Source organism: Pseudomonas sp. GOM7 (assembly GCF_026723825.1).
Taxonomy (GTDB): Bacteria; Pseudomonadota; Gammaproteobacteria; order Pseudomonadales; family Pseudomonadaceae; genus Aquipseudomonas.
This window is the reverse complement of record NZ_CP113519.1, coordinates 4,095,525-4,121,142: the sequence shown is the minus strand read 5'-3', so window position 1 is coordinate 4,121,142 and position 25,618 is coordinate 4,095,525. Positions and strand designations below refer to the sequence as shown.

Annotated in this window: 19 protein-coding genes and 2 pseudogenes; 11 read left to right on the top strand and 10 right to left on the bottom strand. The window is 63.3% G+C overall.

The features are described from left to right. Positions 1–51 precede the first annotated feature (51 nt). The 7 genes from OU800_RS18205 to OU800_RS18175 all read right to left on the bottom strand — a co-directional run bounded on the left by OU800_RS18205 (position 52) and on the right by OU800_RS18175 (position 8,527). Positions 52–1,101, bottom strand: a complete 1,050-nt coding sequence (locus OU800_RS18205) for an NAD(P)-dependent alcohol dehydrogenase (RefSeq protein WP_268178749.1) — start codon at positions 1,099–1,101, stop codon at positions 52–54. Positions 1,102–1,269: 168 nt separating this feature from the next. Next, positions 1,270–2,946 (bottom strand): 2-isopropylmalate synthase, encoded by a 1,677-nt coding sequence (gene leuA, locus OU800_RS18200; protein WP_268178748.1) that lies wholly within the window; start codon positions 2,944–2,946, stop codon positions 1,270–1,272. Positions 2,947–3,267: 321 nt separating this feature from the next. Beyond that, on the bottom strand, positions 3,268–3,933 hold the full coding sequence (locus OU800_RS18195) for a glutathione S-transferase family protein (protein ID WP_268178747.1): 666 nt from the start codon (positions 3,931–3,933) through the stop codon (positions 3,268–3,270). A 17-nt stretch (positions 3,934–3,950) separates the two neighbouring features. Further along, positions 3,951–5,258, bottom strand: coding sequence for a mechanosensitive ion channel family protein (locus OU800_RS18190; RefSeq protein WP_268178746.1), 1,308 nt, complete (start codon positions 5,256–5,258; stop codon positions 3,951–3,953). Between the two features lie 120 nt (positions 5,259–5,378). Further along, entirely contained in the window at positions 5,379–6,221 is an 843-nt protein-coding gene (locus OU800_RS18185; RefSeq protein WP_268178745.1) for a peptidoglycan DD-metalloendopeptidase family protein, read from the bottom strand. A 4-nt stretch (positions 6,222–6,225) separates the two neighbouring features. After that, positions 6,226–7,605: an exodeoxyribonuclease VII large subunit gene (gene xseA / locus OU800_RS18180; protein ID WP_268178744.1), complete on the bottom strand. Its 1,380-nt coding sequence runs from the start codon at positions 7,603–7,605 to the stop codon at positions 6,226–6,228. Between the two features lie 43 nt (positions 7,606–7,648). Further along, positions 7,649–8,527 (bottom strand): LysR family transcriptional regulator, encoded by an 879-nt coding sequence (locus tag OU800_RS18175; RefSeq protein WP_268178743.1) that lies wholly within the window; start codon positions 8,525–8,527, stop codon positions 7,649–7,651. A gap of 88 nt (positions 8,528–8,615) precedes the next feature. Here OU800_RS18175 and OU800_RS18170 point away from each other — a divergent pair, with 88 nt between their 5' ends. Then, positions 8,616–9,083: a multidrug/biocide efflux PACE transporter gene (locus OU800_RS18170; protein ID WP_268178742.1), complete on the top strand. Its 468-nt coding sequence runs from the start codon at positions 8,616–8,618 to the stop codon at positions 9,081–9,083. A gap of 60 nt (positions 9,084–9,143) precedes the next feature. Further along, positions 9,144–9,697: pseudogene (locus OU800_RS18165) on the top strand (sugar ABC transporter ATPase). Between the two features lie 74 nt (positions 9,698–9,771). Here the strand turns inward: OU800_RS18165 and OU800_RS18160 are convergent. Next, positions 9,772–11,889, bottom strand: coding sequence for a TonB-dependent siderophore receptor (locus OU800_RS18160; protein ID WP_268178741.1), 2,118 nt, complete (start codon positions 11,887–11,889; stop codon positions 9,772–9,774). A gap of 192 nt (positions 11,890–12,081) precedes the next feature. Between OU800_RS18160 and guaB the strand changes: the two genes are divergently transcribed. Together guaB and guaA are read left to right on the top strand one after the other, a co-directional pair. Next, positions 12,082–13,551 (top strand): IMP dehydrogenase, encoded by a 1,470-nt coding sequence (guaB, locus tag OU800_RS18155; RefSeq protein ID WP_268178740.1) that lies wholly within the window; start codon positions 12,082–12,084, stop codon positions 13,549–13,551. A gap of 119 nt (positions 13,552–13,670) precedes the next feature. Then, positions 13,671–15,248: a glutamine-hydrolyzing GMP synthase gene (gene guaA, locus OU800_RS18150; protein WP_268178739.1), complete on the top strand. Its 1,578-nt coding sequence runs from the start codon at positions 13,671–13,673 to the stop codon at positions 15,246–15,248. 67 nt (positions 15,249–15,315) lie between these two features. Here the strand turns inward: guaA and OU800_RS18145 are convergent, their stop codons facing one another. Then, on the bottom strand, positions 15,316–16,362 hold the full coding sequence (locus tag OU800_RS18145; protein ID WP_268178738.1) for an NAD-dependent epimerase/dehydratase family protein: 1,047 nt from the start codon (positions 16,360–16,362) through the stop codon (positions 15,316–15,318). A gap of 530 nt (positions 16,363–16,892) precedes the next feature. Between OU800_RS18145 and OU800_RS18140 the strand changes: the two genes are divergently transcribed. The 3 genes and pseudogenes from OU800_RS18140 to OU800_RS18130 form a co-directional block, all read left to right on the top strand. Continuing rightward, positions 16,893–18,284: an AAA family ATPase gene (locus OU800_RS18140; protein WP_268178737.1), complete on the top strand. Its 1,392-nt coding sequence runs from the start codon at positions 16,893–16,895 to the stop codon at positions 18,282–18,284. A gap of 3 nt (positions 18,285–18,287) precedes the next feature. Then, entirely contained in the window at positions 18,288–18,950 is a 663-nt protein-coding gene (locus tag OU800_RS18135; protein ID WP_268178736.1) for a DUF4276 family protein, read from the top strand. A 30-nt stretch (positions 18,951–18,980) separates the two neighbouring features. Next, positions 18,981–19,383 (top strand): annotated as a pseudogene (locus OU800_RS18130) (Fic family protein); the annotation flags it as partial. A 44-nt stretch (positions 19,384–19,427) separates the two neighbouring features. Here OU800_RS18130 and gap read toward each other — a convergent pair. Next, positions 19,428–20,429 carry a type I glyceraldehyde-3-phosphate dehydrogenase gene (gene gap, locus OU800_RS18125; protein ID WP_268178735.1) on the bottom strand — a complete coding sequence of 334 codons (1,002 nt, stop codon included), beginning with the start codon at positions 20,427–20,429 and terminating at the stop codon, positions 19,428–19,430. Positions 20,430–20,557: 128 nt separating this feature from the next. On the opposite strand from gap, the gene edd reads away from it, so the two are divergent. From edd to OU800_RS18105, 4 genes are read left to right on the top strand one after another with little or no spacing between them, the layout of a single operon-like run. After that, entirely contained in the window at positions 20,558–22,387 is a 1,830-nt protein-coding gene (gene edd, locus OU800_RS18120) for a phosphogluconate dehydratase (RefSeq protein ID WP_268178734.1), read from the top strand. After that, complete coding sequence (locus tag OU800_RS18115) at positions 22,384–23,352, top strand: glucokinase (RefSeq protein ID WP_268178733.1); 969 nt, start codon at positions 22,384–22,386, stop codon at positions 23,350–23,352. Before edd ends, OU800_RS18115 begins: the two co-directional genes overlap by 4 nt. A gap of 43 nt (positions 23,353–23,395) precedes the next feature. Continuing rightward, complete coding sequence (locus OU800_RS18110) at positions 23,396–24,130, top strand: response regulator (RefSeq protein WP_268178732.1); 735 nt, start codon at positions 23,396–23,398, stop codon at positions 24,128–24,130. Beyond that, complete coding sequence (locus OU800_RS18105) at positions 24,120–25,577, top strand: ATP-binding protein (protein ID WP_277372703.1); 1,458 nt, start codon at positions 24,120–24,122, stop codon at positions 25,575–25,577. Before OU800_RS18110 ends, OU800_RS18105 begins: the two co-directional genes overlap by 11 nt. Positions 25,578–25,618: the final 41 nt, after the last annotated feature.

Sequence of the window (25,618 nt, the reverse complement as noted above, 5' to 3'; positions counted from 1 at the left end):
GCCGTTCGCGGATTGTTGCCGGGCCAGCAACAGTGACCCGGCGCCGGCTCATCAGGCCTGCAGGCTGGCCATGTCGATCACAAAGCGGTACTTCACGTCGCTCTTGAGCATGCGTTCGTAAGCCTGGTTGATGTCCTGCATGGCGATCATCTCGATATCCGAAACGATGTCGTGCTTGGCGCAGAAGTCGAGCATTTCCTGCGTTTCGGCGATGCCGCCGATCAGCGAACCGGCCAGCCGGCGGCGCTTGAAGATCAGGCCGAAGACATCCGGCGATGGGTGCGCTGACTCGGGGGCGCCCACCAGGGTCATGGTGGCGTCGCGCTTGAGCAGATTGAGGAAGGGGTTGAGGTCGTGCGGCGCCGCAACGGTGTTGAGGATGAAGTCGAAGCTGTTGAGGTGGGCGGCCATTTCCTCGGCGTTCTTCGACACCACCACTTCGCTAGCGCCGAGGCGCAGGGCGTCTTCGCGCTTGTTCGGTGAGGTGGTGAACAGCACCACATGCGCGCCAATGGCGGCGGCGATCTTCACACCCATGTGGCCGAGCCCGCCGAGGCCGACTATGCCCACTTTCTGCCCCGGGCCCACCTTCCACTGACGCAGCGGCGAGTAGGTGGTGATGCCCGCGCACAGCAGCGGTGCCACGGCGGCCAGGTTATCGGTGTGGCTGATGCGCAGCACGAAGCGCTGGTCGACCACGATACGCTGGGAGTAGCCGCCGAAGGTGTTCTCACCGCCGAATACCGGGCCGTTGTAGGTGCCGGTGAAGCCGTTCTCGCAGTATTGCTCCAGGCCCTCGCCACAGGAGGCGCAGTGCTGGCAGCTATCGACCATGCAGCCGACACCCGCGATCTCACCCACCTGGAACGCGCTGACGTTGCTGCCCACTGCGCTGATCTTGCCGACGATCTCGTGGCCGGGTACGGAGGGGTACAGGGTGTTTTTCCACTCGTTACGCGCGGTGTGCAGGTCGGAGTGACAGACGCCGCAGTAGAGGATGTCGATGGCGATATCGTCCGGGCCAACGTTGCGGCGCTCGATAATGTGCGGAGCCAGCGGCGATTGTGCACTCTGCGCGGCATAGGCGAGGGTCGTGCTCATGAAGTTCTCCTTGGGGTGCAAAAAAATCAGGTAAGCAGGTTAGAGCATGAGCGTGATGGGCAGGTTGCATGATCCTGTTCCATCAATGCCCATAAGTGCCTGATTTTCGACATGGAAACGAAGAACCCCGCCAGTCGGCGGGGTTCGTGTTTGATGCTCCGTCGCGGATCAGGCCGCTTCGGTTTTCAGCTCGGCCTGCTTGACGGCGCGGTTCAGTGCACTGAACAGGGCACGGAAGCTGGCGGTGGTGATGTTCTCGTCGATGCCGATACCATGCAGCGGGCGCTGGCCGTCCAGGCGGATCTCGATGTAGCAGGCAGCCTTGGCATTGGCACCGCCGCCGATGGCGTGCTCGTGATAGTCCATGACCTCGACGGCGAGCGGCAGGCTCGACGCCAGCGCTTCCAGCGCGCCTTTGCCCGTACCGTTCCAGCGTTGTTCCTGGCCGGCGACCTGAACCTTCACCTCGACGCTGCTTTCACCATTCTCTTCCTGCAGGCGGTGGCCTTTCAGGGCATAGGGTTGGGTGGCTTGCAGGAACTCGGTTTCCAGCAGCTTGTAGATCTGCGCTGCGGTCATTTCCAGGCCGAGGCGGTCGGTTTCACGCTGTACCACCTGGCTGAACTCGATCTGCATGCGGCGTGGCAGGCTGATGCCGTATTCCTGCTCGAGCAGGAAGGTGATGCCACCCTTGCCGGACTGGCTGTTCACGCGGATCACCGCCTCGTAGTCGCGACCAATGTCGGCCGGATCGATCGGCAGGTATGGCACTTCCCACAGCGCGTCTTCCTTCTGCTGGGCGAAGCCCTTGCGGATGGCATCCTGGTGCGAGCCGGAGAAGGCGGTGTGCACCAGATCGCCGACATACGGATGGCGCGGGTGCACCGGAATCTGGTTGCAGTCTTCGACCACCTTGCGCACGGCGTCGATATCGGAGAAGTCCAGCTCCGGGTCGACGCCCTGGGTGTAGAGGTTCAGCGCCAGGGTCACCAGGCAGACGTTGCCGGTGCGCTCGCCATTGCCGAACAGGCAACCTTCGACACGGTCGGCGCCGGCCATCACGGCCAGTTCCGAAGCGGCGACGCCGGTGCCACGGTCGTTATGGGTGTGCACGCTGATCAGCACGCTGTCGCGGCGGTCGACATGACGACCGAACCACTCGATCTGGTCGGCGTAGTTGTTCGGCGTGGCGCACTCGATGGTGGCCGGCAGATTGAGGATCAGCTTGTTCGCCGGGGTCGGCTGGAACACCTCGATCACCGCGTTGCACACCTCGACGGCGAAGTCGATCTCGGTGCTGCTGAACACCTCCGGCGAGTACTCGAAGCCCCACTGGGTTTCCGGCGCGGCTTCGGCCAGGCGCTTGATGGTGGTGCCGGCGGCCACGGCGATGGCTTTGACGCCGGCCTTGTCCTGGTTGAAGACGATCTTGCGGAAGCTCGGCGCGCAGGCGTTGTAGTAGTGAACGATGGCTTTCTTGGCGCCTTTGAGCGACTCGAAGGTGCGCTCGATAAGGTCGTCACGGGCCTGGGTCAGTACCTGGATGGTCACGTCATCGGGGATGTGACCGCCTTCGATCAGCTCACGCACGAAGTCGAAGTCGGTCTGCGAAGCGGACGGGAAGCCCACTTCGATTTCCTTCAGGCCCACAGCGACCAGGCACTTGAAGAAGCGCATCTTCTTCTCGGCATCCATCGGCTCGATCAGCGACTGGTTGCCGTCGCGCAGGTCGGTGGACAGCCAGATCGGCGCCTTGTCGATGATCTTGTCCGGCCATGTGCGATCCGGAATCTGGATCTGGGTGAAGGGGCGGTACTTCTTCGACGGGTCTTTGAGCATGGTCATGAGCAGGTCCTGCGAAAATAGGGAGGCGAACACGAGGCCACAGCGGCCAGGAAACGGAGCTTCAGGCGAGGCTTCGCAGTCGCGGGCTGACCAGTCGCAGGCACGCGAGCTGGCGGACAAGAAAGAGGACGTTGACGTTTTTCATGGGGAAACCCTATCCACCGTGCGTGGATATGGCAATGCTTGCCGGAAAAACGCCGATTTATTGCGATTTGGTTTTTATCGGTGGATTTTATTGCTCGAATCGAGGTGTTTTCAGCGAATCGTGTTTGCTGTGCCTGGCCGACGAAGGACTCCTCGCTGGTCAGACCTGATCCTGACTCAGTCGGCGTAGTCGTAGGCGCCACCCTTCTCCAGGGCGCGGCGATAGGCCGGGCGGGCGTGGATGCGCTGCAGGAAGTCGTGCAGGCGCGGGTGGTTCGGCAGCACGCCACGGGCAGCGGCCGCTTCCAGCGGGAAGCTGAGCTGGATGTCGGCGGCGCTGAAGGCGTCACCAGCGAACCACTCATGCTCGCTCAACTGGCTTTCCAGGTAATCGAAATGCAGCTTCAGTTGCGGCGTGATGAAGGCCTGGCCGACCTTGTCCGCGATGCCACGGGCGATGGGCTTGATGAAAAAGGGCATGGGTGAGCTGCGCAGCTTGTCGAACACCAGCTTGAGCAGCAGCGGCGGCATCGCCGAACCTTCGGCATAGTGCAGCCAGTAGCGGCAGCGCAAGCGCTCCGGGCTGCCTGGGGGCGGCAGTAGCCAGTCACCATGGCGTTCGGCCAGGTATTCGATGATGGCGCCGGATTCGGCCAGGGTCAGTTCACCATCGGTGATCAAGGGCGATTTGCCCAGGGGGTGCACCTGGCGCAGCTCGGCGGGAGCCAGCATGGTCTGCGGGTCGCGCTGGTAGTGCTTGATCTGATAGTCGACGCCGATCTCTTCGAGCATCCAGAGAATGCGCTGCGAGCGCGAGTTGTTCAGGTGATGCACGGTGATCATGGCAAGCTCCGGCTGGGTCAGGGGGCGGTTTCGGCGAGTCGTTCAGGCGCGCGCGTGGGGGCGTGCAAAGGGGGCTCGCCGGCCGTTGGCAGACTCATCCGTAGCTCGCGCATATCGGCTCCGCTGGGGTGCTGGAACACACGCAGGCCGAACTCGGGGAGGATGGCCAGCAGGTGGTCGAATATATCCGACTGGATGCCTTCGTAGGCGTTCCACGCCGTGGTGTTGGTGAAGCAGTAGACCTCCAGCGGCAGGCCATCGGCAGTGGGGCTGAGCTGGCGCACCAGCAGGGTCATGTTCTGGTGCACGTTGGGGTTGTGCCGCAGGTAGTGCTCGACATAGGCGCGGAAGCTGCCGATGTTGGTGATGCGTCGGGTGTTGACCGCTTCCTTGCCATGTTCGGCCAGCTTGAGGTTCCACTCGCGCAGTTCCTGATCCTTGCGGTCGAGGTACTCGTCGAGCAGCATGAAGCGGCGCAGACGGGCGATCTCCTCGTCGCTTAGGAAATGCACGCTGGTCTGATCCAGATACAGCGAGCGCTTGATCCGCCGGCCACCGGATTCCTGCATGCCGCGCCAGTTCTTGAACGGGTCGCTGATGAAACGTTTGGTGGGAATGGTGGTGATGGTCTTGTCCCAGTTCTGCACCTTGACCGTGTGCAGAGCGATGTCGATCACGTCGCCATCGGCATTGAGCTGGGGCATTTCCACCCAGTCACCGACGCGGATGATGTCGCTGGAAGAGATCTGCACGCTGGCCACCAGCGACAGCAGGGTGTCCTGGAATATCAACATCAGCACGGCGGCCATGGCGCCGAGGCCGGACAGCAGGATCAGTGGCGAGCGATCGATCAGTGTGGCCACCATGAGGATGGCGGCGATGGCGAAGAGGGCGATCTTGACCACCTGCAGGTAGCCCTTGATCGGCTTGAGGTGGGCGTTGGGGCGGCGCTGGTAGAGGGTGTTGAGGATATCCAGCAGGGCGGCGATGGCCAGGGCGATGGTCAATACGATAAAGGCGCTGCAGACGTTCTGCGTGACCTTTACCACCGCTGTCGGCATACCCGGCACCACTGCCACGCCGGATGTCAGCACCAGCGCCGGGACGATGTTCGACAGGCGCTTGATGAGGCCGCTTTCCTTGATCTGGCCATGCCGGCCCAGTGCGGTGGCGCCGACCACGCGGTAGATGGCGCGCACCAGTATGCGCTTGACGATCCAGTTCGACAGCCAGGCGGCGACGATCAGGGTCAGGCTGGCGGTCAGGGTGAGCAGTTTCGGCTGCTGCTGCAGCCAATCCATCCAGGTTGTGAGCTCATTCGGCATATCCGGCTCCGAAGCAGGCGGTAAGGCAGACCGGAGTGACAGGGCCGGTCATGCGAGCCGTCGTACCCTAGCAAAAAAGGTTTGCTGATCGAAACGGCAGTTGTTGCCGCTTGCGTCGTGTCAGGGCTTGAACGCGCCGATGAAGATCGCCGGATCGACGCGGGCGTCGTTGAGGCTGACGTTCCAGTGCAGGTGTGGCCCGGTGGCGCGGCCCGTGGCACCGACCTTGCCGACATGGCCGCCACGCGGAATCTCGTCACCGGGCTTCACGTCGATCTCGGACAGGTGGCAGAACATGCTGATCAGGCCCTGGCCGTGGTCGAGAAATACCGTCTTGCCGTTGAAGAAATAGTCGCCGACGAGGATGACCTTGCCGGCCGCTGGCGCCTTGATCGGCGTGCCACGGTTGGCGGCGAAGTCCAGGCCCGAATGCGGATTGCGCTCCTGGCCGTTGAAAAAGCGGCGCAGGCCGAAGGGGCTCGACAGCGGCCCGTTCACCGGCCTGTCGAACAACAGGTTGCTCGGCTGGCGCGGGCTGAACTGCCGGTAGGCACGGGTCTGCTCGGCCAGCTCGCGTTCGATGCGCGCGAGGTTCTTGGCGTTGGGCGTGACCTGCTGCTGGTTCTTGATGGTGATGCGTTGCTCGGCGTAATGCTTGGTGCCGACTTGGAAGTTCACCCGACGGCCATCATCGACCTCCACCTGCTGGCTGCCGGGCTTGACGCTCAAGGGAATGCCGACAATGGCGATCCAGCGTTTGCCATCTTCACGAATGGTCAGCACCGGCTTGCCCTGGTAACGCACCTCGGGTGCCTGCGCCGGATTGCCCAGATCGACCACCGCCACGCCACCGGGCACCGGCTTGTTCAGCAGGCGGGTGATAAAGCCTTCGGCGTGGGCGGGCAGGGCAAGGCACAGGGCTAGCAGGCCTGCGCACAGCATTTGTAGGGGAGAGGCCGGCATTGGTTCAATCCAGCAGCGACAGGGTCGCTGGTTGTATGTGGTTGTCTTCGACGCGCACGTCCAGCTCGCCTTCGCTCAGGCGTGCCTTGAGGCGCTGGCCCGGCTGGGTCTGGGCAGCGTTGCGCACGGCCTGGCCGCGTTCGTCGAGGAGGATGGCGTAGCCACGACCGAGGGTGGCCAGTGGGCTGACGATCTGCAATTGCGTGGCCAGCGCGCCCAGTTGCTGGCGCTGGCTGCGCAGTTGCCCCTGCATGGCGCGAGGCAGGCGGGCTGCCAGGCCATCGAGGCGCTGGCGCAGCAGCGCCAGGTTGCGCCCCGGATGCTGCGCGGCGAGGCGCGCATCGAGGCGGGCCAGGCGTTCGCGCTGAGCGCCGAGCTGCTGGTTGAAGGCGCGGCGCAGGCGCATGTCCAGATCGTCCAGACGCTGGGCCTGTTGGCGCAGGCGCTCGCCTGGATGGCGCAGGCGTTTGCTGGTGCCTTCCAGGCGCAGGCGTTCGCGGGCCAGGCGGCCTTGCATGTGCAGCACCAGGCGACGCTGCAGATTGTGCAGGCGCTGTACCAGCTCGCTGCTGTCCGGGGCCAGTAGCTCGGCAGCGGCCGAAGGCGTTGGCGCACGCACGTCGGCGACGAAGTCGGCGATGGACACGTCCGTTTCGTGGCCCACGGCGCTGACGATGGGCGTGACGCAGGCGGCCACGGCGCGGGCCACGGCTTCCTCGTTGAAGCACCAGAGGTCTTCCAGCGAGCCGCCGCCACGGGCCAGGATCAGCGCATCGAAGCCCTGCGCGTCGGCGCGTTGCAGGGCGCGGACGATCTGCGCGGTGGCTTCACGGCCCTGCACGGCGGTGGGAATCAGGTTCAGCTCCACCTGCGGCGCGCGGCGGCGGAACACGCTGATGATGTCGCGGATCACCGCGCCGGTGGGCGAGGTGACGATGCCGATGCGTTTGGGGTGGGCGGGCAGGGCGATCTTGCGCTCGGTCGAGAACAGTCCCTCGGCGCCGAGCTTTTCCTTCAGCGCCTCGAAGGCCAGGCGCAGGGCGCCGTCGCCAGCGGGCTCGACGGCATCGAGAATCAACTGGTAGTCGCCGCGGCCCTCGAACAGCGAGACCTTGCCGCGCACCTTCACCGCCAGGCCGTCGCGCAGCGCCTGGCGCACTCGCGCCGCGTTCTGCCGGAACAACGCGCAACGCACCTGCGCCTGGCTGTCTTTCAAGGTGAAATAGATGTGGCCGGAGGCCGGGCGGGCGAGGTTGGAAATTTCCCCCTCCACCCAGATGCTGGCAAACACGTCCTCCAGCAGCAGGCGCGCACGGTTGTTGAGCTGGCTGACGCTGAGCACCTCGCGGTCGAGGTTCAGGCGGGCAAAGGGATCTTTGATCATGGGGCGGCATGATAAGCCGAGAGGCTCGCAGGTGCGACCTTCATCAGGCGTCTTCTAGCAAGCGTTCGAGCAGCCAGGCCGTGACCGGGCCTAGGGCTCGCTGCCGTGACCAGATGACATCTACCGTTACCCGTCGGGGCCAGCCGCTGCAGGGCATTTCATACAGCTCGCCGAAGCCGTAAGCGTCGACCAGTTGCCGTGGCAGCTCGGCCCAGCCGAAGCCCCGGCGCGCCATTTCCAGCAGCATCAGGTAGTCCGGCGCGGCCCAGCAACGCCCGCCGCTGCCGGGCAGGTCGTCGCTGTTGGTGTGGTCGTTGGCAACGCTGCTCAAGCGCAGCAGGCGCCAGTGCGACAGGTCTTCGTGGCGAACCTGTTTCAGCTTGCTCAGCGGGTGATTCTTGGCGACGAACAGGCTGAGTTCGCTGCTCATTGCCAGGCGCGCGTGGGCGATGTGTGGCGGGTAGTTCGGTAATGCAGCGGTCAGGCCGAGCTGCGCACGGCCCTGGCTGACCAGGTCGAGCACGTCGGCCTGCTCGGCGATCAGGCTTTCGAGCTGCAGATCGGGGTAGTGCTGATCCAGCTCCTGCAGGCGAACCTCGAACCGCTTGGGTTGGTAGGCATCGGTCAGCACCACGGTTAGGCACGCCTCCTGGCCTTTGGCCAGGCTTGCCGCATGGCGCGCCAGGCGGTCACTGGCGGCCAGCACTTCTTCGGCATGGGCCAGCAGGCTGCTGCCGGCTTCGGTCAGTTGCAGGCGCCGTGGGCCGCGCTCGAACAGTTCGACGCCAAGATCCAGCTCCAGGCGCGCCACGGCCTCGCTGATGGTCGACTGGCTCTTGCCCAGGCGCCTTGCGGCGGCGCTGAGCGAACCGCAACTGGCAGCCTGAGCGAAGGCCTGAAGGGAATCAGGAGAAGGATTCATATCGGTTTTTCCGATGGCAGCTAGTTTTTTGATAAGCGTAAACCCGATGATCATAGCGCCCATCTTCACTTATCACGAGGTTCGCTCCATGACTCAGCCACTGCCGCGGTCGTTGCCCGAGCGTGTGGGGCATGCAATGGCCTACGAATTCATCGCCATCGTCATCTGTGCGCCGGCGCTGGCCTGGGCCATGGACAAGCCGTTGGTGCATCTGGGAGTGCTGACCCTGATGTTCTCCACTGTCGCCATGCTGTGGAACATGCTGTTCAACTACCTGTTCGACCGCGCGCAGAGTCGCCTGGGTTTCGAGCGCGGGCTGCGGGCGCGGGCCATCCATGCACTGCTGTTCGAGGGCGGCCTGGTGGTCATGCTGGTGCCGCTGGCGGCCTGGTGGTTGTCCATCAGCCTGCTCGAGGCGCTGCTGCTGGATATCGGGCTGATCCTGTTCTTCCTGCCTTACACCATGGCGTTCAACTGGGTCTACGACGTGCTGCGCGCCCGTTGGCTGGCGCGCCGTGAGGCGCAGGCGGGCACAGCGGTCTGTCGTGGGGCTTGAGCCAACCGATGGCGACGCCTGTTAAGCTGCCGGCTTTCCTGGCCCCATCGTTCGAGCACTATGACCGCGCAACTGATCCTCGTCCCACAGATTTCCACGCTTCCCGCTCACGAGCAAAAGGCTCAGGCCATGCTGCGCTGGCTGGTCAAGCGGGAGATCGTCGAGGCCTGCCGACCACCTGTGGGCAGGGTGGCAACGGCATGGCTTACGGCATCGGGCCGGGCGCGCGGCGTATCGCTCAGTGTCCCGAGTTGCTGCCTTACGGGCAGCCGCACAATGGTCTGGAAATCATCACCAAGCGTTGCATCTATATGCCGACGCGCAACTTTCTCGAAGAGGCCGGCTGCCCCGAATGCCGCCGCGAAGTGGGCGTGCCGTTGTTCGACAGCCTGGAGGTCTGGTGGCCGGGGGAAACCGACAACTTCACCTGCCCCGAGTGCGGGCATGAAGATGACATCAACGGCTTCCTGTTCCTGCAGCCCTGCGGCTTCTCCAACTTGGGCTTCATCTTCAACGGCTGGGCTGAAGCCGGCCTGCGCTCGGCGTTCGTCGAGGAGCTCGGCGAACGCTTGGGCTTTGCGGTGAGGCAGGTGCGAGTCGACGATCCGGCCTGAGCGGCTTTTCAGTCGGGTGTGTGGGAGCGGCTTTTGCTGTTTTCAGTCGTCGCTGAAGCGCCTTCCACGGTTTTTCAGAAGGCGATGCTGGCCGACAGGCGCAGCGCGCGCGGCTGACCGACATTGACCTGCAGCGGGCTGCCGGTGCTCGACGGGTAGTAGTGCTTGTCGAACAGGTTGTCGACATTGAGCTGCAGGCGCGTCTCGTAGTCGTGGGTCGGCAGATCCCAGCGCAGGAAAGCGTCGCTCACCGTGTAGCTGCTCATGTAGTAGCTGTTGGCGTTGTCGCCAGCGCGCTCGCCAACGTAGCGGGTGCCGGCGCCCAGGTGCCACTGGCCGAAGGCCGCAGGCGCACGCAGGTGGTGAGTGAGGTAGAGGCTGGCTGTCTGGCGCGGCGCCTGGGTCAGGCGGTTGCCCTTGTCTTGCGGGTCGTCGAGGATTTCCGTGTGGGTGTAGGCGTAGGTGGCAATCATCTGCCAGCGTTCGGCCAGACGCCCGCTGATATCCAGTTCCAAGCCGCGTGAACCGACCTTGCCGGCCGCCTCGCTGATGCTCAAGCCGCCGACGTTGGTGCTGGTGACCACGTTCTTCTTGACGATATCGAACAGCGCCAGATTCAGGCTCAGGTTCGGGTTGAAGTCGTACTTGGCGCCCACTTCGTAGCTGCGGCCTTCCTCCGGGTCGAACGCCTTGTTCTGGTCGTCGACAGTGGTGTTCGGCACGAAGGAGCGGCTGTAGTTGCCGTACAGCGATAGCGCGTCGTCGAGCTTGTAGACCAGCCCAGCGAAGGGGATGAAGGTCTGGTCGTTATTGTCCAGGCTCGGTTCGCGGTTGGCGGACAGGCCCTGCACGCTGTACTGGTCGTAGTGCTGGTAGCGGCCGCCGAGCACCAGGATCCACTGCTGGTTCAGGTGCCAGTTGTCCTTGAGGTACAGCGAGGTAGAGGTCAGCTCGTTGCGCATGTTGCTGCGGTTGGCGTCGATGACGTTCGGTTCGCCGAGATCGCCGTAGTGCGGGTCGCGAATGTCGATGTTGCGCCGGGTTCGGTTCGGGTTGCGATAGGTCTTGCCGCGGAAGTTATCGTTGACCTCGTTGTCGATGCCCAGCAGCAGCTCGTGGGTCTGGCCGAGCAGGGTCTGCTGGCCGATGAAGTCCAGGCTGGCGTAGCGCGTTTCATAGTCGTACTGGCCACCGTTGGCCGTGCGCAGTAGCTGGTTGCCGTTGAGCGAGACCGGCTGGGCGATGGCCAGGTCGTAGCGGTCGTTGTTCCAGGCGTAGGTCAGACGGGTCTTCCAGGCGTCACTCAGCTCGTACTCGAAGCGTGCGCTGGCGCTTTCGCCGATGCCCTCGTTACCTTCCCATTTCTCGCCCAAGCGCTTGTGGTAGTCGATATCGGCCGGGTGGCCGTCGACGAACACCGTGCCGCGGTCGAAGGGCGTGCCGTAGTCGTTGTACTCGTAGGCCAGGGTCAGGCTGGCGCGCTCGCCGACCCAGTTCAGCGAGGGGGCGACCAGGGTGTGCTGGTCGACGCCATAATTGCGCCAGTAATCGCGGCTTTGCCGTTCGGCGACCAGACGATAGGCCAGGCTGCTGTCACCCACTGGGCCGGTGGTATCCAGGCTCAGGCTACCGCCGCCTTCGCCGAACGCCGTGCCGCCGATTTCGCTACGTTGCATGTACTGCGGCTGCTTGCTGATCACATTGATCAGCCCGCCAGGCTCCAGCGCGCCATACAGTAGCGAAGCCGGGCCCTTGAGCACTTCCACCCGTTCGGTGGTGGCACCGAAGTTGCGCGACAGGTTGGAGCGCACGCCATCGCGCAGCACTGAGCCGTCGGAATTGTTGCCGAAGCCGCGCTTGACCAGGGCGTCACGGGTATTGCCCAGCGTGTTGCCCTGGCTGATACCGCTGACGAACTTCAGCGCATCGTCCAGCGTGTGGGGCTGGAAGTCTTCGATGGTCTGCGGGGTGACCACCTGTACCGACTGGGCCTCTTCCTTGAGCGGCACGGAGGACTTGCTCGCCGTACTGGCACGCTTTGCCTGGTAGCCATTCTCGTCGGCGATGGGGGCTGCGACTATGTCCTGATTGGGTAATTCCAGCTCCTGTGCGAGCAGGGAGCCGGTGGGCAGCAGGCAAAGGCCGAGCAACGCGACGCGAGGGCGGCTCAGGGAAGGGCGGTTGGATTTCATTCGTGACTCAGATGCGGGTGTTTTTGAGAATCATTATTCTATGGCTCGTGGCCAGTTGCTGGCTAGGGTCTGGTGTCGTTTCGACTGATCGGGGCGACACGGAGCGGACTTTGAATCGATACTTTGCATTGAGTGCAGCGAGGCCGGTGGGTATAATGTCGCGCTTCTTATTTTCCCGCTCGGGAGCCCGCCATGCTGCGCATCAGCCAAGAAGCACTCACTTTCGACGACGTCCTGCTCATCCCCGGTTACTCCGAGGTGCTGCCCAAGGACGTCAGCCTCAAGACCCGCTTGACCCGTGGGATCGAACTGAACATTCCGCTGCTGTCCGCCGCCATGGACACGGTCACCGAGGCTCGCCTGGCCATCGCCATGGCGCAGGAAGGCGGTATTGGCATCATCCACAAGAACATGACCATCGAGCAGCAGGCTGCCGAGGTGCGCAAGGTCAAGAAGTTCGAGGCTGGCGTGGTCAAGGATCCGATCACCATCGAAGCCGATGCCACCGTGCGTGACCTCTTCGAGCTGACCCGGCAGAACAACATCTCCGGCGTGCCGGTGCTGTCCAATGGTGACCTGGTGGGCATCGTCACTTCCCGCGACGTGCGTTTCGAGAACCGCCTGGACGCCCTAGTGCGTGAGGTGATGACGCCGAAAGAGCGCCTGGTCACCGTCAAGGAAGGCGCGGACAAGGAAACCGTGCGCGAGCTGCTGCACAAGCACCGCATAGAGAAGGTGCTGATCGTCGATGACGCCTTCAACCTCAAGGGTATGATGACCGTCAAGGACATCGAGAAGGCCAAGGCCTATCCGCTGGCGAGCAAGGACGACCAGGGTCGCCTGCGTGTCGGCGCTGCCGTCGGCACCGGCGCTGATACCGGTGACCGCGTGGCGGCACTGGCTGCCGCTGGCGTCGACGTGATCATCGTCGACACCGCTCACGGCCATTCCAAGGGTGTGATCGACCGCGTGCGTTGGGTCAAGCAGAACTTCCCGGAGGTTCAGGTGATCGGCGGCAACATCGCCACCGGCGCTGCTGCTCTGGCGCTGGTCGAAGCCGGCGCCGATGGCGTCAAGGTCGGCATCGGCCCTGGCTCGATCTGCACCACCCGCATCGTCGCCGGTGTTGGCGTGCCGCAAATCAGCGCCGTGGCCAACGTTGCCGCCGCCCTGGCCGGCACTGGCGTGCCGCTGATCGCCGACGGTGGCATCCGTTTCTCCGGTGACCTGTCCAAGGCCATAGTCGCTGGCGCATCGGCTGTGATGATCGGCTCCATGCTGGCCGGTACCGAAGAGGCGCCGGGCGAGGTCGAACTGTTCCAGGGTCGTTCCTACAAGGCCTACCGTGGCATGGGTTCGTTGGGCGCCATGGCGCAGGCTCAGGGCTCCTCGGATCGTTACTTCCAGGATTCCTCGGCCGGTGCCGAGAAGCTGGTGCCGGAAGGCATCGAAGGCCGCGTGCCGTACAAGGGCGCGATGGCGGCCATCGTTCACCAGTTGATGGGGGGGCTGCGCGCCTCCATGGGTTACACCGGCTGCGCCACCATCGAAGAGATGCGCACCAAGCCGGAGTTCGTGCGCATCACCGGCGCCGGCATGGCCGAGTCGCACGTCCACGACGTGCAGATCACCAAGGAAGCCCCCAACTACCGGGTGGGCTAAAGCCCACCAGCTTCAAGTTCCAAGCGGCAAGCTACAAGCCATCGCGCCTGTGGCTGCCGCTTTCTTCTTCAACTTGCAGCTTGCAGCTTGAGGCTTGCAGCTGCCTCGCAGAGGCACCCATGGCCCACGACATTCACGCCCACCGCATCCTCATTCTGGACTTCGGTTCCCAGTACACCCAACTGATCGCTCGTCGCGTGCGCGAGATCGGCGTCTACTGCGAACTGCACCCCTGGGACATGAGCGACGAGGACATTCGTGCCTTCGCGCCGCGCGGCATCATCCTCGCCGGTGGCCCGGAGTCGGTGCACGAAGCCAACAGCCCGCGCGCGCCGCAAGCGGTGTTCGACCTGAACGTGCCGGTGCTGGGCATCTGCTACGGCATGCAGACCATGGCCGAGCAGCTCGGCGGCAAGGTGGAAGGCTCCGACCTGCGTGAGTTCGGTTATGCCCGTGTCGACGTGGTCGGCAAGAGCGAGCTGCTGGCCGGCATCGAAGACCATGTCGACGCCGACGGCGTGTTCGGCCTCGACGTGTGGATGAGCCATGGCGACAAGGTCACCCGCCTGCCGGAAGGCTTCCACATCCTGGCCAGCACCCCGAGCTGTCCGATCGCCGCCATGAGCGACGACAGCCGCCACTACTACGGCGTGCAATTCCACCCGGAAGTGACCCACACCAAGCAGGGCGGTCGCATCCTCTCGCGCTTCGTGCTGGAAATCAGCGGCTGCGAGGCTTTGTGGACCCCGGCCAACATCGTCGAGGACGCCGTGGCCGCTGTGCGCGCCCAGGTCGGCGACGCCAACGTGCTGCTCGGCCTGTCCGGTGGTGTGGATTCCTCGGTGGTCGCGGCGCTGCTGCACAAGGCCATCGGCGACCAGCTCACCTGCGTATTCGTCGACAACGGCCTGCTGCGCCTGCACGAGGGTGACCAGGTGATGGCCATGTTCGCCGAGAACATGGGCGTCAAGGTGATCCGTGCCAATGCCGAAGAGCAGTTCCTCGCCAACCTGGCCGGCGAAGCCGACCCGGAGAAGAAGCGTAAGATCATCGGCCGCACCTTCATCGACGTGTTCGATGCCGAGGCCAGCAAGCTGGACAACATCCAGTTCCTCGCCCAGGGCACCATCTACCCGGACGTGATCGAGTCGGCTGGCGCCAAGAGCGGCAAGGCCCATGTGATCAAGAGCCACCACAACGTCGGTGGCTTGCCGGAGGAAATGAATCTCAAGCTGGTCGAGCCGCTGCGTGAACTGTTCAAGGACGAAGTGCGTAAGATCGGCCTGGAACTGGGCCTGCCCTACGACATGGTCTACCGCCACCCCTTCCCGGGGCCGGGCCTGGGCGTGCGCATCCTTGGCGAAGTGAAGAAGGAATACGCCGACATCCTGCGCCGTGCCGACCACATCTTCATCGAAGAACTGCGCAAGGCCGACTGGTACCACAAGACCAGCCAGGCCTTCGTGGTGTTCCAGCCGGTGAAGTCGGTGGGCGTGGTCGGTGACGGCCGTCGCTACGCCTGGGTCGTCGCCCTGCGCGCCGTGGAAACCGTGGACTTCATGACCGCACGCTGGGCGCACCTGCCTTATGAGCTGCTGGAAACCGTCAGCGGCCGCATCATCAATGAGATCGACGGCATCTCCCGCGTCACCTACGACGTGTCGAGCAAGCCGCCAGCGACCATCGAGTGGGAGTGATCCCGCTGCGGTAAATGAAAAAACCGGCTTCGGCCGGTTTTTTCATGGCTCGGATAAGTGGGCTCGCTTAGCGAGCCGAGCGCTGGCGCTCCCAGCAGCGATAGTGCTCGATCAGCGTCTGCTCGACTGGGCGATAGGTGATGTCCAGTTCGTCGATGCTGCGCTGGTTGTCGATGGCGAAGCGGATGCCCAGGTGCTTGCGCAGGTAGTCGCCATCCAGGCCGAAGAGCGGCCCGATCAGGCGGATGAGTCCGTTGGGCAGGCTGTAGGTAGGCAGCGTCCAGGGGCGGCGATGGTGCGGGCGAACGATCCTGGCCACCTCGGCGAAGGACAGCATACGTTTTTCCGCCAGGATATAGCGCCCCTGCGCGTTGCGCTTGCTGGCCGCGGCGATGTGCGCCTGCGCCACTTCGCGCACGTCCACGGTGGTGATGCTCAGGTCGGGCATGCCATAGAAGAAATAACCCCTGAACATTTCGTCCAGCAGGAACAGGCTGCCGGAATCCGAGGCCGGCGTCAGCGACGGGCCGAGGATCAGGCCGGGGTTGATCGTCACCAGTGTCCAGCGATCCTGGCTGGCGCAGATGGCCCAGGCTTCCTTTTCGGCTGCGGTCTTGGCGTAGTGGTAAGGATTGTTTTCCAGGGTGCTGCTGGTATTGAAGTAGGCCTCCGAGAGGGTCTGGCGCTCCATCTGCATGACATCTATGTAGTCACCGAAGATCGCCCCGACGGTGGAGGTCATCACCACCCGTGTGACGCTGGGGGTTCTTTCCACGCTGCCCAACACGTTGCGAGTCCCTTGCAGGGCTGGTTCGAGCATCTGCCTGCGGCCATCCTTGATCTTCTCGGGGAGCAGAAATGGCGAGGCGACGTGGTGCACGACCGAGCAACCCCGCATGGCGCTATCGAAGGCCCCATTTGCCAGCAGGTCGGCCTCGAACAGATGCAGGCGCCCCGGAAATTCCTTCTGCAGATTCAGCAACGGCTGCAGCTTGGCTGCATTGCCAAGGCTGCGCACCGTGGCATGAACGCGGTTGCCGGCAGCGAGCAATTGCTGGATCAGGTGGCAGGCGACATAGCCGCTGCCGCCAGTGACCAATACGGTATCAGCCATGGCGTAACTCCTCTTTGGCGCGGGTCGGTTCGCACAGCCATCGGCCCTGCGTGAGAGCGCGGGCTTTGGCCGCGATGGAGCGAGCGTCGTTATCAGGCAGCGCAATGCTGTGCCGGCTAGCTTATTCAGGCGCTGGCCAGGTCGATAAGGGGCGTAAGGGACGGAAAAGGGGGCTTAGACGGACAGCGAATTGGCGTTATCGGACTTTGCGTCGCGATATCTGAAGCTTCGAGTAGAGTGTCTTCTGAATCGAGCGGAGCGAGTCGCTCATTTTCACACCGGGGCGGGCGCTCTGTAAGCGTATGCTCTACGAGCAACCGGAAAAGCCAGCGGTCGCATCATCAACCAGACCGAAGACATCTTTCGTTCCACTCACGGCGTCTCAAATTAGCCGCCGACGACCATCGAGTCGGGGGTCGAGATCTTAGCTTGCTGTACAACAGGAGCTTGAGCCTCTGGGAACGGCGCATATTTGCGTTTAGGATGGCCGCATCTTAAAAAGCAATACCCACTGAACCGAAGGTAACCGTATGCTCACGCGTCTCGAAATAGATGGATTCAAGACCTTCGAGAATCTTCAAGTTGATCTGACGCCTTTTACTGCAATCGTGGGAAATAACGCAGCGGGTAAAAGTAATCTTTTTGATGCTATTCAGCTACTGTCTAGCCTCGCTGTACGTGATGTTGCTGAGGCTGTTAAAGAAATGAGGGGGGAGCCATTAGAGTTATTTCGTCAGACTCCGAGCGGTAGAGCCAAGCAGATTCGCTTGGCTGCCGAAGTGCTTGTCGATCCTGTTGTGCGAGATCCTTGGGGCAGTGAAGTAAAGCTAACTCACACTCGGATGCGTTATGAGGTTACTCTTGAGCGGCGCGAGATACGAAATGGTATCGAGCGTATACAAGTTGCTCACGAGGCCGTTCGCCCGATTATGCGAAAAGACGATAGATGGGCCGAGGCGGTAAAGCCATCTAAGGGTTTTAGAGTCGCTTATTTGAAGTACAGCCGTAGCAAACCTTGGTTGACAACGGAAGAACGTGAAAATGGCCCGATATTTGATATACATCAAGATGGCAAGCAAGGGCGTAATCGGCCAGCCAGTGCAGCAGAGGCTACCGTGCTTTATAGCATTACTAATGCGGAATTTCCGCATCTCTTCGCGTTGCGAGAGGAAATGCGTCACTGGAGACTTTTGCAGCTAGATCCGACGCTTTTACGCAAACCGGTAGCTGTTACCGCATCCGATACTCTTAATGCTGATGGCGCCAATCTCGCCGCTGTGTTGACCCAGTTGAAAATGGAAACACAAAGTTCTGTGCGGCCAAATGGTGTTTTGAGCGACATAGCAGCGGAGTTGAATAATCTCATTCCTGGAATAAAAAAACTGGATGCGGAGCTGCATGACGCCAGTCGCGAATATCGAATTGAATTGACAATGCGTGATGGTTTGCCCTTCTCTTCGCGTGTCGTATCCGATGGTACTTTGCGAGTCTTGGCGCTGCTCACGCTGCTGCATGACCCTCGTCATCGTGGGCTCATCTGCTTTGAGGAGCCGGAGAATGGTGTTCACCCTGCCAGGGTGAAACTGTTGGTTCAGCGTTTAAGGGATATGGTCAGCCAGCCTGACGATTTTGAAGTCGAAGACGAAGTAGCTCCTCTCAGTCAGCTCTTGTTAAATAGTCATTCTCCGGTGGTGCTCTCAGCTCTGATCGACAAGAGCTATCACGCTACTGAAGGGGTTGTGCTGTTTGCCGACACTTCAACGGTAAGCGATCCAGTGGTGGGAGAGGTTAGGCGGAAAACACGTCTTCGCCCTGTTCGCACGCGTCCACAGGGCGACCTTTTTGACGATGAAGGCAATCGCGATTTCGTCTCCGATTTTGAAGTAAGAACAGTTCTGGAAACTGCGAGTGCAGAGGGCTGATTTATGCGGTATTTGGGATTGGCTCTGTTTGCGGAAGGACCTACCGACTACTACTTTCTTCGTCCGCTACTTCAGCGCCTATGTGAAGATATCTGTGCGCATGATGCTACCTATGCCGTTGAGGTTAGTGAGGTTTTGGGATTGGACAATCCAGTGACTGAAGACCGTTTGCCGAGGGAAGAACGTATAGCCCAATCGGCAAAAATGGCAAGAGGTGCCTGGAATGTCTTATTTATTCATGCTGATGGGGCCAGCGATCCGCAAAAATTTCGGCGGCAGCAGGTTCAGCCGGGGCTTGATCTTGTTCGTCGAACTATGGATGGTGAGGTGGCGGGCGTGGGCGTAGTTCCAATTCGTGAAACGGAAGCTTGGGTCATTGCTGATGGTAATGCGCTTAGGTGTGCATTTGGTACAGAGCTGAGTGATCAAGACTTGGGTCTACCGGCCCTTCGAGGTGCCGAAGGTGTAGCGGATCCGAAAGCCGCATTGAAGGGAGCGTTTACAGCCACAAACCCACCGAGTAGGCGCTTACGCCAAGGCGTGTCCCCCTATCTCAACACCTTGGGTGAGCAAGTATCGCTTGAGGTATTACGAAATCTGCCTAGCTTTCAAGCGTTGGAGGAAGAGCTGCGGTTGGCGCTGCGAGAGCTCGGTTATTTGCGTTAATGCCGCACGGGGGAGTGTTCTGTTATCTATCGTGCGGGGCGCTTGTGGCTCAGTCGATGGCGGTTGGTGTTGGCCTATTTGCCAGTGGAGAATCGTAATCCGCGATCAGCAGGAGGCCTATTACGCTGCGTTGGCCGCTGCCGATCAGGCGGCTGAGGCCACGCTGTTCGTGGAGTTCATGCTGGCGGCGTTGCGCCAGACACTAAGCGAGACTGGTCAGAGCGATCAAGTAACCGATCAAGTAGCGCGTTTGCTGCAGGCTCTTCCGCCTGGTGTTGCGCTCAAATCCAGCGAGCTGATGCAGCGTCTGGGATTATCACATCGTCCGACCTTTACTCGGAACTACCTTAATCCAGCCTTGGCCGCGGGGCTGATCGAAATGACCGACCCAGCATCACCCCGCAGCCCGACGCAGCGATATCGGCGCAGATAGGACTGAGGGCCCACTTGGGCCCTGATGCCAGGCACTCGATGCCCTCACCCCGCCGCACACGCCGCCAGGCAAGTATCGAGCATGCGGTTGGAGAAGCCCCATTCGTTGTCGTACCAGGCCAGCACCTTGACCAGGCGGCCGTTCACCTTGGTGTGGTTGGCGTCGAAGATCGATGACAGCGGGTTGTGGTTGAAGTCGCAGGACACCAGCGGCAACGGGTTGTAACCCAATACCTTCGAGCCTTCGGCAGCGGCGCGCAGCAGGGTATTGATCTCTTCGGCGCTGGTGTCGCGCTGCACCTGCACGGTCAGGTCTACCAGCGACACGTTGATCACCGGCACCCGCACCGCCATGCCGGTCAGGCGTCCGGCCAGTTCCGGTAGCACCAGGCCGACGGCTTCGGCAGCGCCGGTCTTGGTGGGGATCATCGACTGGGTGGCCGAGCGGGCGCGGAAGGGGTCGCTGTGGTAGACGTCGGAGAGGTTCTGGTCGTTGGTGTAGGCATGGATGGTGGTCATCAGCCCGCTTTCGATGCCCAGTTCGCGCTGCAGCACCTGGGCCACCGGCGCCAGGCAGTTGGTGGTGCAGGAGGCGTTGGAGATGATCTGCTGATCGGCGCGCAGGCTGCCGTGGTTGACGCCGTAGACGATGGTGGCATCGGCGCCCTTGGCCGGGGCTGAGATGATCACCTTGCTGGCGCCGGCGGCCAGGTGCGCGGCGGCCTTGTCGCGCTCGGTAAACAGGCCGGTGCACTCGAATACCACATCTACCTCGAGCGCCTTCCACGGCAGTTCGGCCGGGTTGCGCACGGCACTGACAGCGATGACGTCGCCGTTGACGATCAGGCTCTGGCCGTCGACCTCGACCGATGCATCGAAAATGCCGTGTACGCTGTCGTACTTGAGCAGGTGGGCGTTGATCGCGCTGTCGCCCAGGTCGTTGATCGCGACGACCTGCAGCTTGTCGCGGTAGTTCTGGGTATAGAGTGCTCGGAGCACGTTGCGGCCGATGCGGCCGAAACCGTTGATGGCAATTCGTAGTGTCATGGTGATGATCTCGGTTTGTTGTTTTAAAACAAGATTATTCCCATGAGACTAGAAATCAAGCGCTTTGAATGTCAGTATTTTGATAAAAATACAATTTAATGGCTGTTCGATAGCCTGGAGTCGAAACCATGCATCCCCGCATTCTTGAGGTCACCGAGCGCCTCATTGCCCGTAGCTCTGCGACCCGCGCGCGTTACCTGGCGCAGATGGCTGCCGCCGACAGCCAGGGCCCGCACCGTGGCACCCTGCAGTGCGCCAACTTCGCCCACGGCGTGGCGGGCTGCAATTCCGCTGGCGACAAGCAGCGCCTGCGCCTGATGAACGAGGCCAACGTCGGCATCGTCACCGCCTACAACGACATGCTCTCGGCGCACCAGCCCTACGAGCACTACCCGCAGATGATCAAGCAGGCGCTGCGCGAAGTGGGCTCGGTCGGCCAGGTGGCCGGTGGCGTGCCGGCCATGTGCGATGGCGTGACCCAGGGCGAGCCGGGCATGGAGCTGAGCCTGGCCAGCCGCGAGGTGATCGCCATGTCCACCGCCGTGGCGCTGTCGCACAACATGTTCGATGCGGCGATGCTGCTGGGCATCTGCGACAAGATCGTGCCGGGGCTGATGATCGGCGCGCTGCGCTTCGGCCATCTGCCGATGATCTTCGTGCCGGGCGGACCGATGCCGTCGGGCATCCCCAACAAGGAAAAGGCCGCCGTGCGCCAGCTCTACGCCGAGGGCAAGGCGAGCCGCGAAGAGCTGCTGGAATCGGAGATGAAGTCCTACCACAGCCCCGGCACCTGCACCTTCTACGGCACCGCCAACACCAATCAGGTGGTCATGGAAATCATGGGCCTGCACCTGCCGGGCTCGTCCTTCGTCAACCCCTACACGCCGCTGCGTGACGCGCTGACCGCCGAGGCCGCGCGCCAGGTGGTGCGTCTGACCCGCCAGGGCGGCGAGTACACGCCGCTGTGCCGGATCATCGATGAGAAGGCCATCGTCAACTCGGTGGTAGCGCTCAACGCCACGGGCGGCTCGACCAACCACACCCTGCATATCCCCGCGTTCGCCCGTGCTGCCGGTATTCACCTGACCTGGCAGGATATGGCGGATATCTCCGCCGTGACCCCGACCCTGGCCAAGGTCTACCCCAACGGCCAGGCCGACGTGAACCACTTCCATGCCAGCGGTGGCGTGCCCTTCATGGTGCGTACCCTGCTCGAAGCCGGTCTGCTGCACGAGGACGTGCATACCGTGGCCGGCCCCGGCCTGGCGCGCTACACCCAGGAACCCTTCCTCGATGATGGCCGCCTGGTCTGGCGCGAAGGCCCGGCGCAGAGCCTGGATCGCACTATCCTGCGCGGCGCGACCGAGGCCTTCTCGGCTGAAGGCGGGTTGCGCGTGCTGACGGGCAATCTGGGCAGCGGTGTGGCCAAGGTGTCGGCGGTGGCGCCGGAGCATCAGGTGGTCGAGGCGCCGGCGCGGGTGTTCGAGACTCAGGCCGAGCTGGCCGATGCCTTCAAGGCCGGTGAGCTGGAACGCGACTTCGTCGCCGTGGTGCGCTTCCAGGGGCCGAAAGCCAATGGCATGCCCGAGCTGCACAAGCTCACGCCCTACCTGGGTGTGCTGCAGGATCGTGGCTTTCAGGTGGCGCTGGTCACCGACGGGCGCATGTCCGGGGCATCGGGCAAGGTGCCGGCGGCCATTCACGTCAGCCCGGAAGCCTGGGACGGCGGGCCGCTGGCCAAGGTGCGCGACGGTGATCTGATTCGTGTCGATGGCGTGACCGGGCACCTGCAGGTGCTGGTGGATGAGGCCGACTGGGCCGCCCGCGAGCTGGCACCGCGCCCGCAGGGCACCGGCGTCGGTTGCGGGCGTGAGCTGTTCGCCTTCATGCGCGCCGCCTTCAGCCCGGCGGAGCAGGGCGCCAGTGCCTTCACGGCGGAACTGGAGTCGCTGCGATGAGCCTGGTGCTGGTCGGCGATGTCGGCGGCACCAACGCGCGTTTCGCCCTGTGGCGCGATGGCCGTATCGAGGCCGTGAGGGTATCGGCCACGGCCGAGCATGCCACGCCGGAGCTGGCCGTGGCCGCCTACATGGCCGCCGTGGGGCTGGCGCCGGGGGAGGTACAGACCGTCTGCCTGGCCTGCGCCGGGCCGGTGGAGATCGATCCGTTTCGCTTTACCAACAATGCCTGGCGCATCAGTCGTGCGGCCTTCTGCGCCGAGCTGCAGGTGCGCGAGTTGCTGCTGATCAACGACTTTTCGGCCATGGCCCTGGGCATGACCTGTTTGCGCGACGATGAGCGCATCAGCGTCTGCTCGGGCGTGGCCGAGCCTGGTCGTCCGCGTGTGGTGATCGGTGCGGGCACCGGCCTGGGTGTCGGCACCCTGCTGGAGCTGCCGGGTGGCGGCTGGCATGCGCTACCGGGCGAGGGCGGGCATGTCGACCTGCCGGTGGGCTCAGCACGCGAGGCACAGATCTGGCAGGCGCTGCATGACCAGCTCGGGCATGTCAGCGCCGAGGCCGGCGCGCTCAGCGGCAATGGCCTGCTGGCGCTGTACCGCGCTACCTGCACGGTGGACGGCCAGCCGCCGCTGTTGCACAGTGCCGCGCAGATTACCGGCGCGGCTCTGGAGGGCGACGCGCTGGCAGCCAGCGTGCTGGAAACCTTCTGCTGCCTGCTGGGACGGGTGGCCGGCAACAACGTGCTGACCCTGGGCGCGCGCGGTGGCGTGTATATCGCCGGCGGCATGGTGCCGCGCTTCGCCGAATTCTTCCTGGCCAGCGGCTTTTCCCGCTGCCTGCGCGACAAGGGCTGCATGAGCGATTATTTCGACGGCTTGCCGGTGTGGCTGGTGACGGCCGAGTATCCGGGGCTGATGGGTGCTGGTGTGGCGGCGGAGCAGCATCTGGCGCGCAGGCGATAGCTGCACGCGGCGTTGCATAACAACAAGATCAAGGACTATCGATGTGAGCCCGACCGGAAAATCCATCCTGCTGGTCGACGACGACCAGGAAATCCGCGAGTTGCTGCAAACCTACCTGGGCCGCGCCGGCCTGCAGGTGCGCAGCGTGGCCGATGGCGCCGGCTTTCGTCAGGCGCTGGAGGAGGGCGGCGCGGACTTGCTGATTCTCGATGTGATGCTGCCCGACGAAGACGGCTTCAGCCTGTGCCGTTGGACGCGCGCGCACGGGCGTTTCGCCCAGGTGCCGATCATCATGCTTACCGCCAGCTCCGACGAGGCCGACCGGGTGATCGGCCTGGAGCTGGGCGCCGATGATTACCTCGGCAAGCCCTTCAGCCCGCGTGAGCTACTGGCGCGGATCAAGGCCCTGCTGCGCCGGGTGCACTTCGCCCAGGAGCGGGCCCCCGAGGTGCTGGCCTTCGATGAGTGGCGCCTGGACATGGTCAGTCACCGCCTGTTCCACCTCGATGGCGAGGAGGTGTTGCTCTCCGGCGCCGACTTTGCCTTGCTCAAGCTGTTTCTCGATCATCCGCAACAGATTCTCGACCGCGACACCATCGGCAACGCCACTCGTGGCCGCGAGATGATGCCGCTGGAGCGCGTCGTCGACATGGCCGTCAGTCGCCTGCGCCAGCGTCTGCGCGACACCGACAAGCCGCCACGGTTGATCCGCACCGTACGCGGCAGTGGTTACCAGTTGGCCGCAACGGTCACCGCCCAGGCCGGCCATGCGCGCTGAGTGGCGGCGGCTGTTGCCGATTCCGCGTTCGCTGCTGGGGCGCATGCTGCTGCTGACCCTGCTCGCAGTGCTGGTGGCACAGGCGCTGTCCAGCGCCATCTGGCTGTCGCAGTTGCGCGCCACCCAGCTCGAAGGCCTGGTCACCGCTGCGCGCAGCCTGGCTCATTCGATGTCGGCCAGCGTGCGTTACTTCCGCTCGTTGCCGGTGGCCTATCGGCCGCTGGTGCTCGACCAGTTGCGCAGCATGGGCGGCACGCGCTTCGTGGTCAGCCTCAATGATCGTCCCCTGCAGATGAAGCTGCTGCCGGCCACGCCACGCAAGCAGGCGGTGACCGAGGCGGTGAGCGAGGTGCTGCACGCTTCGCTGGGCGGCAGTGCGGACATCTCGGTGAACTTCGTCAGCCCGGACGACCTGCTGATCTTCAATGGCGGTCTCAAGCTCGAAGAGCTACCACGCTCCTGGGCGCATTACGCGCTGACCCTGGAGCCGGTCAAACCGCCGGTGCTGGTCACCCAGATGCAGCTAGCCCCCGGCGAATGGCTGTATATCGCCTCGCTGCTGCCCGAGCCCTACACCAGTCTGGAGGAGCCGGTGCTGCCGGCCCAGCAACTCTGGTTCATGCTCTTCAGCAGCGCCTTCTTGCTGCTGTTCATCGGCCTGCTTGTGCATTGGCAGAGCCGGCCGCTCAAGCGTCTGGCGCGGGCGGCGCGGCACATGTCGCTGGGCGCCGAGGTGGAGCCGGTGGCCGAGGGCGGTGGGCGCGAGGTGGTGGAGGTGAGCCGCGCCTTCAATGCCATGCGCGAGCGCATCAGCCGTTACCTGACCGAGCGTGCGCAACTGTTCAGCGCCATTTCCCACGACCTGCGCACCCCCATCACGCGCCTGCGTCTGCGGGTCGAGCTGCTGGAGGACGAGGCGCTACAAGCCAAGTTCGGCCGCGATCTGGACGAGCTGGAACTGCTGGTCAAGGGCGCGCTGCAATGCGTCAAGGACACCGACATCCACGAGAACATCGAGCCGGTGGATCTCAACCAGTTGCTGCATTGCCTGGTCGAACCCTACCTGGCGCCAACGGGGACGGGCCAGGTGACGGTGCATGGCCAGGCCCAGGCTGCCTACCCGGGCAAGCCCCTGGCGCTACGGCGCTGCATCGGCAACCTGATCGACAACGCGCTCAAGTACGGCCACAGCGCCCACCTGCATGTCGAGGACGATGCCCAGGCCTATGTGCTGCACGTCGATGACGACGGCCCAGGGGTGCCCGAACAGCGTCTGGAACAGGTGTTCGAGCCGCATTTCCGCCTGGCTGGGCAGCAGCAGGGCTACGGCCTGGGGCTGGGCATCGCACGCAATATCGCTCACAGCCATGGCGGCGAGGTGAGCCTGCAGAACCTGCGCGAAGGTGGCCTGCGGGTGACCCTGCAGTTGCCGCGTTCGGTGGAGTGACTGCCTGCAGCAGGTGTGGGCTTCGTTCGGGCGATACGTTG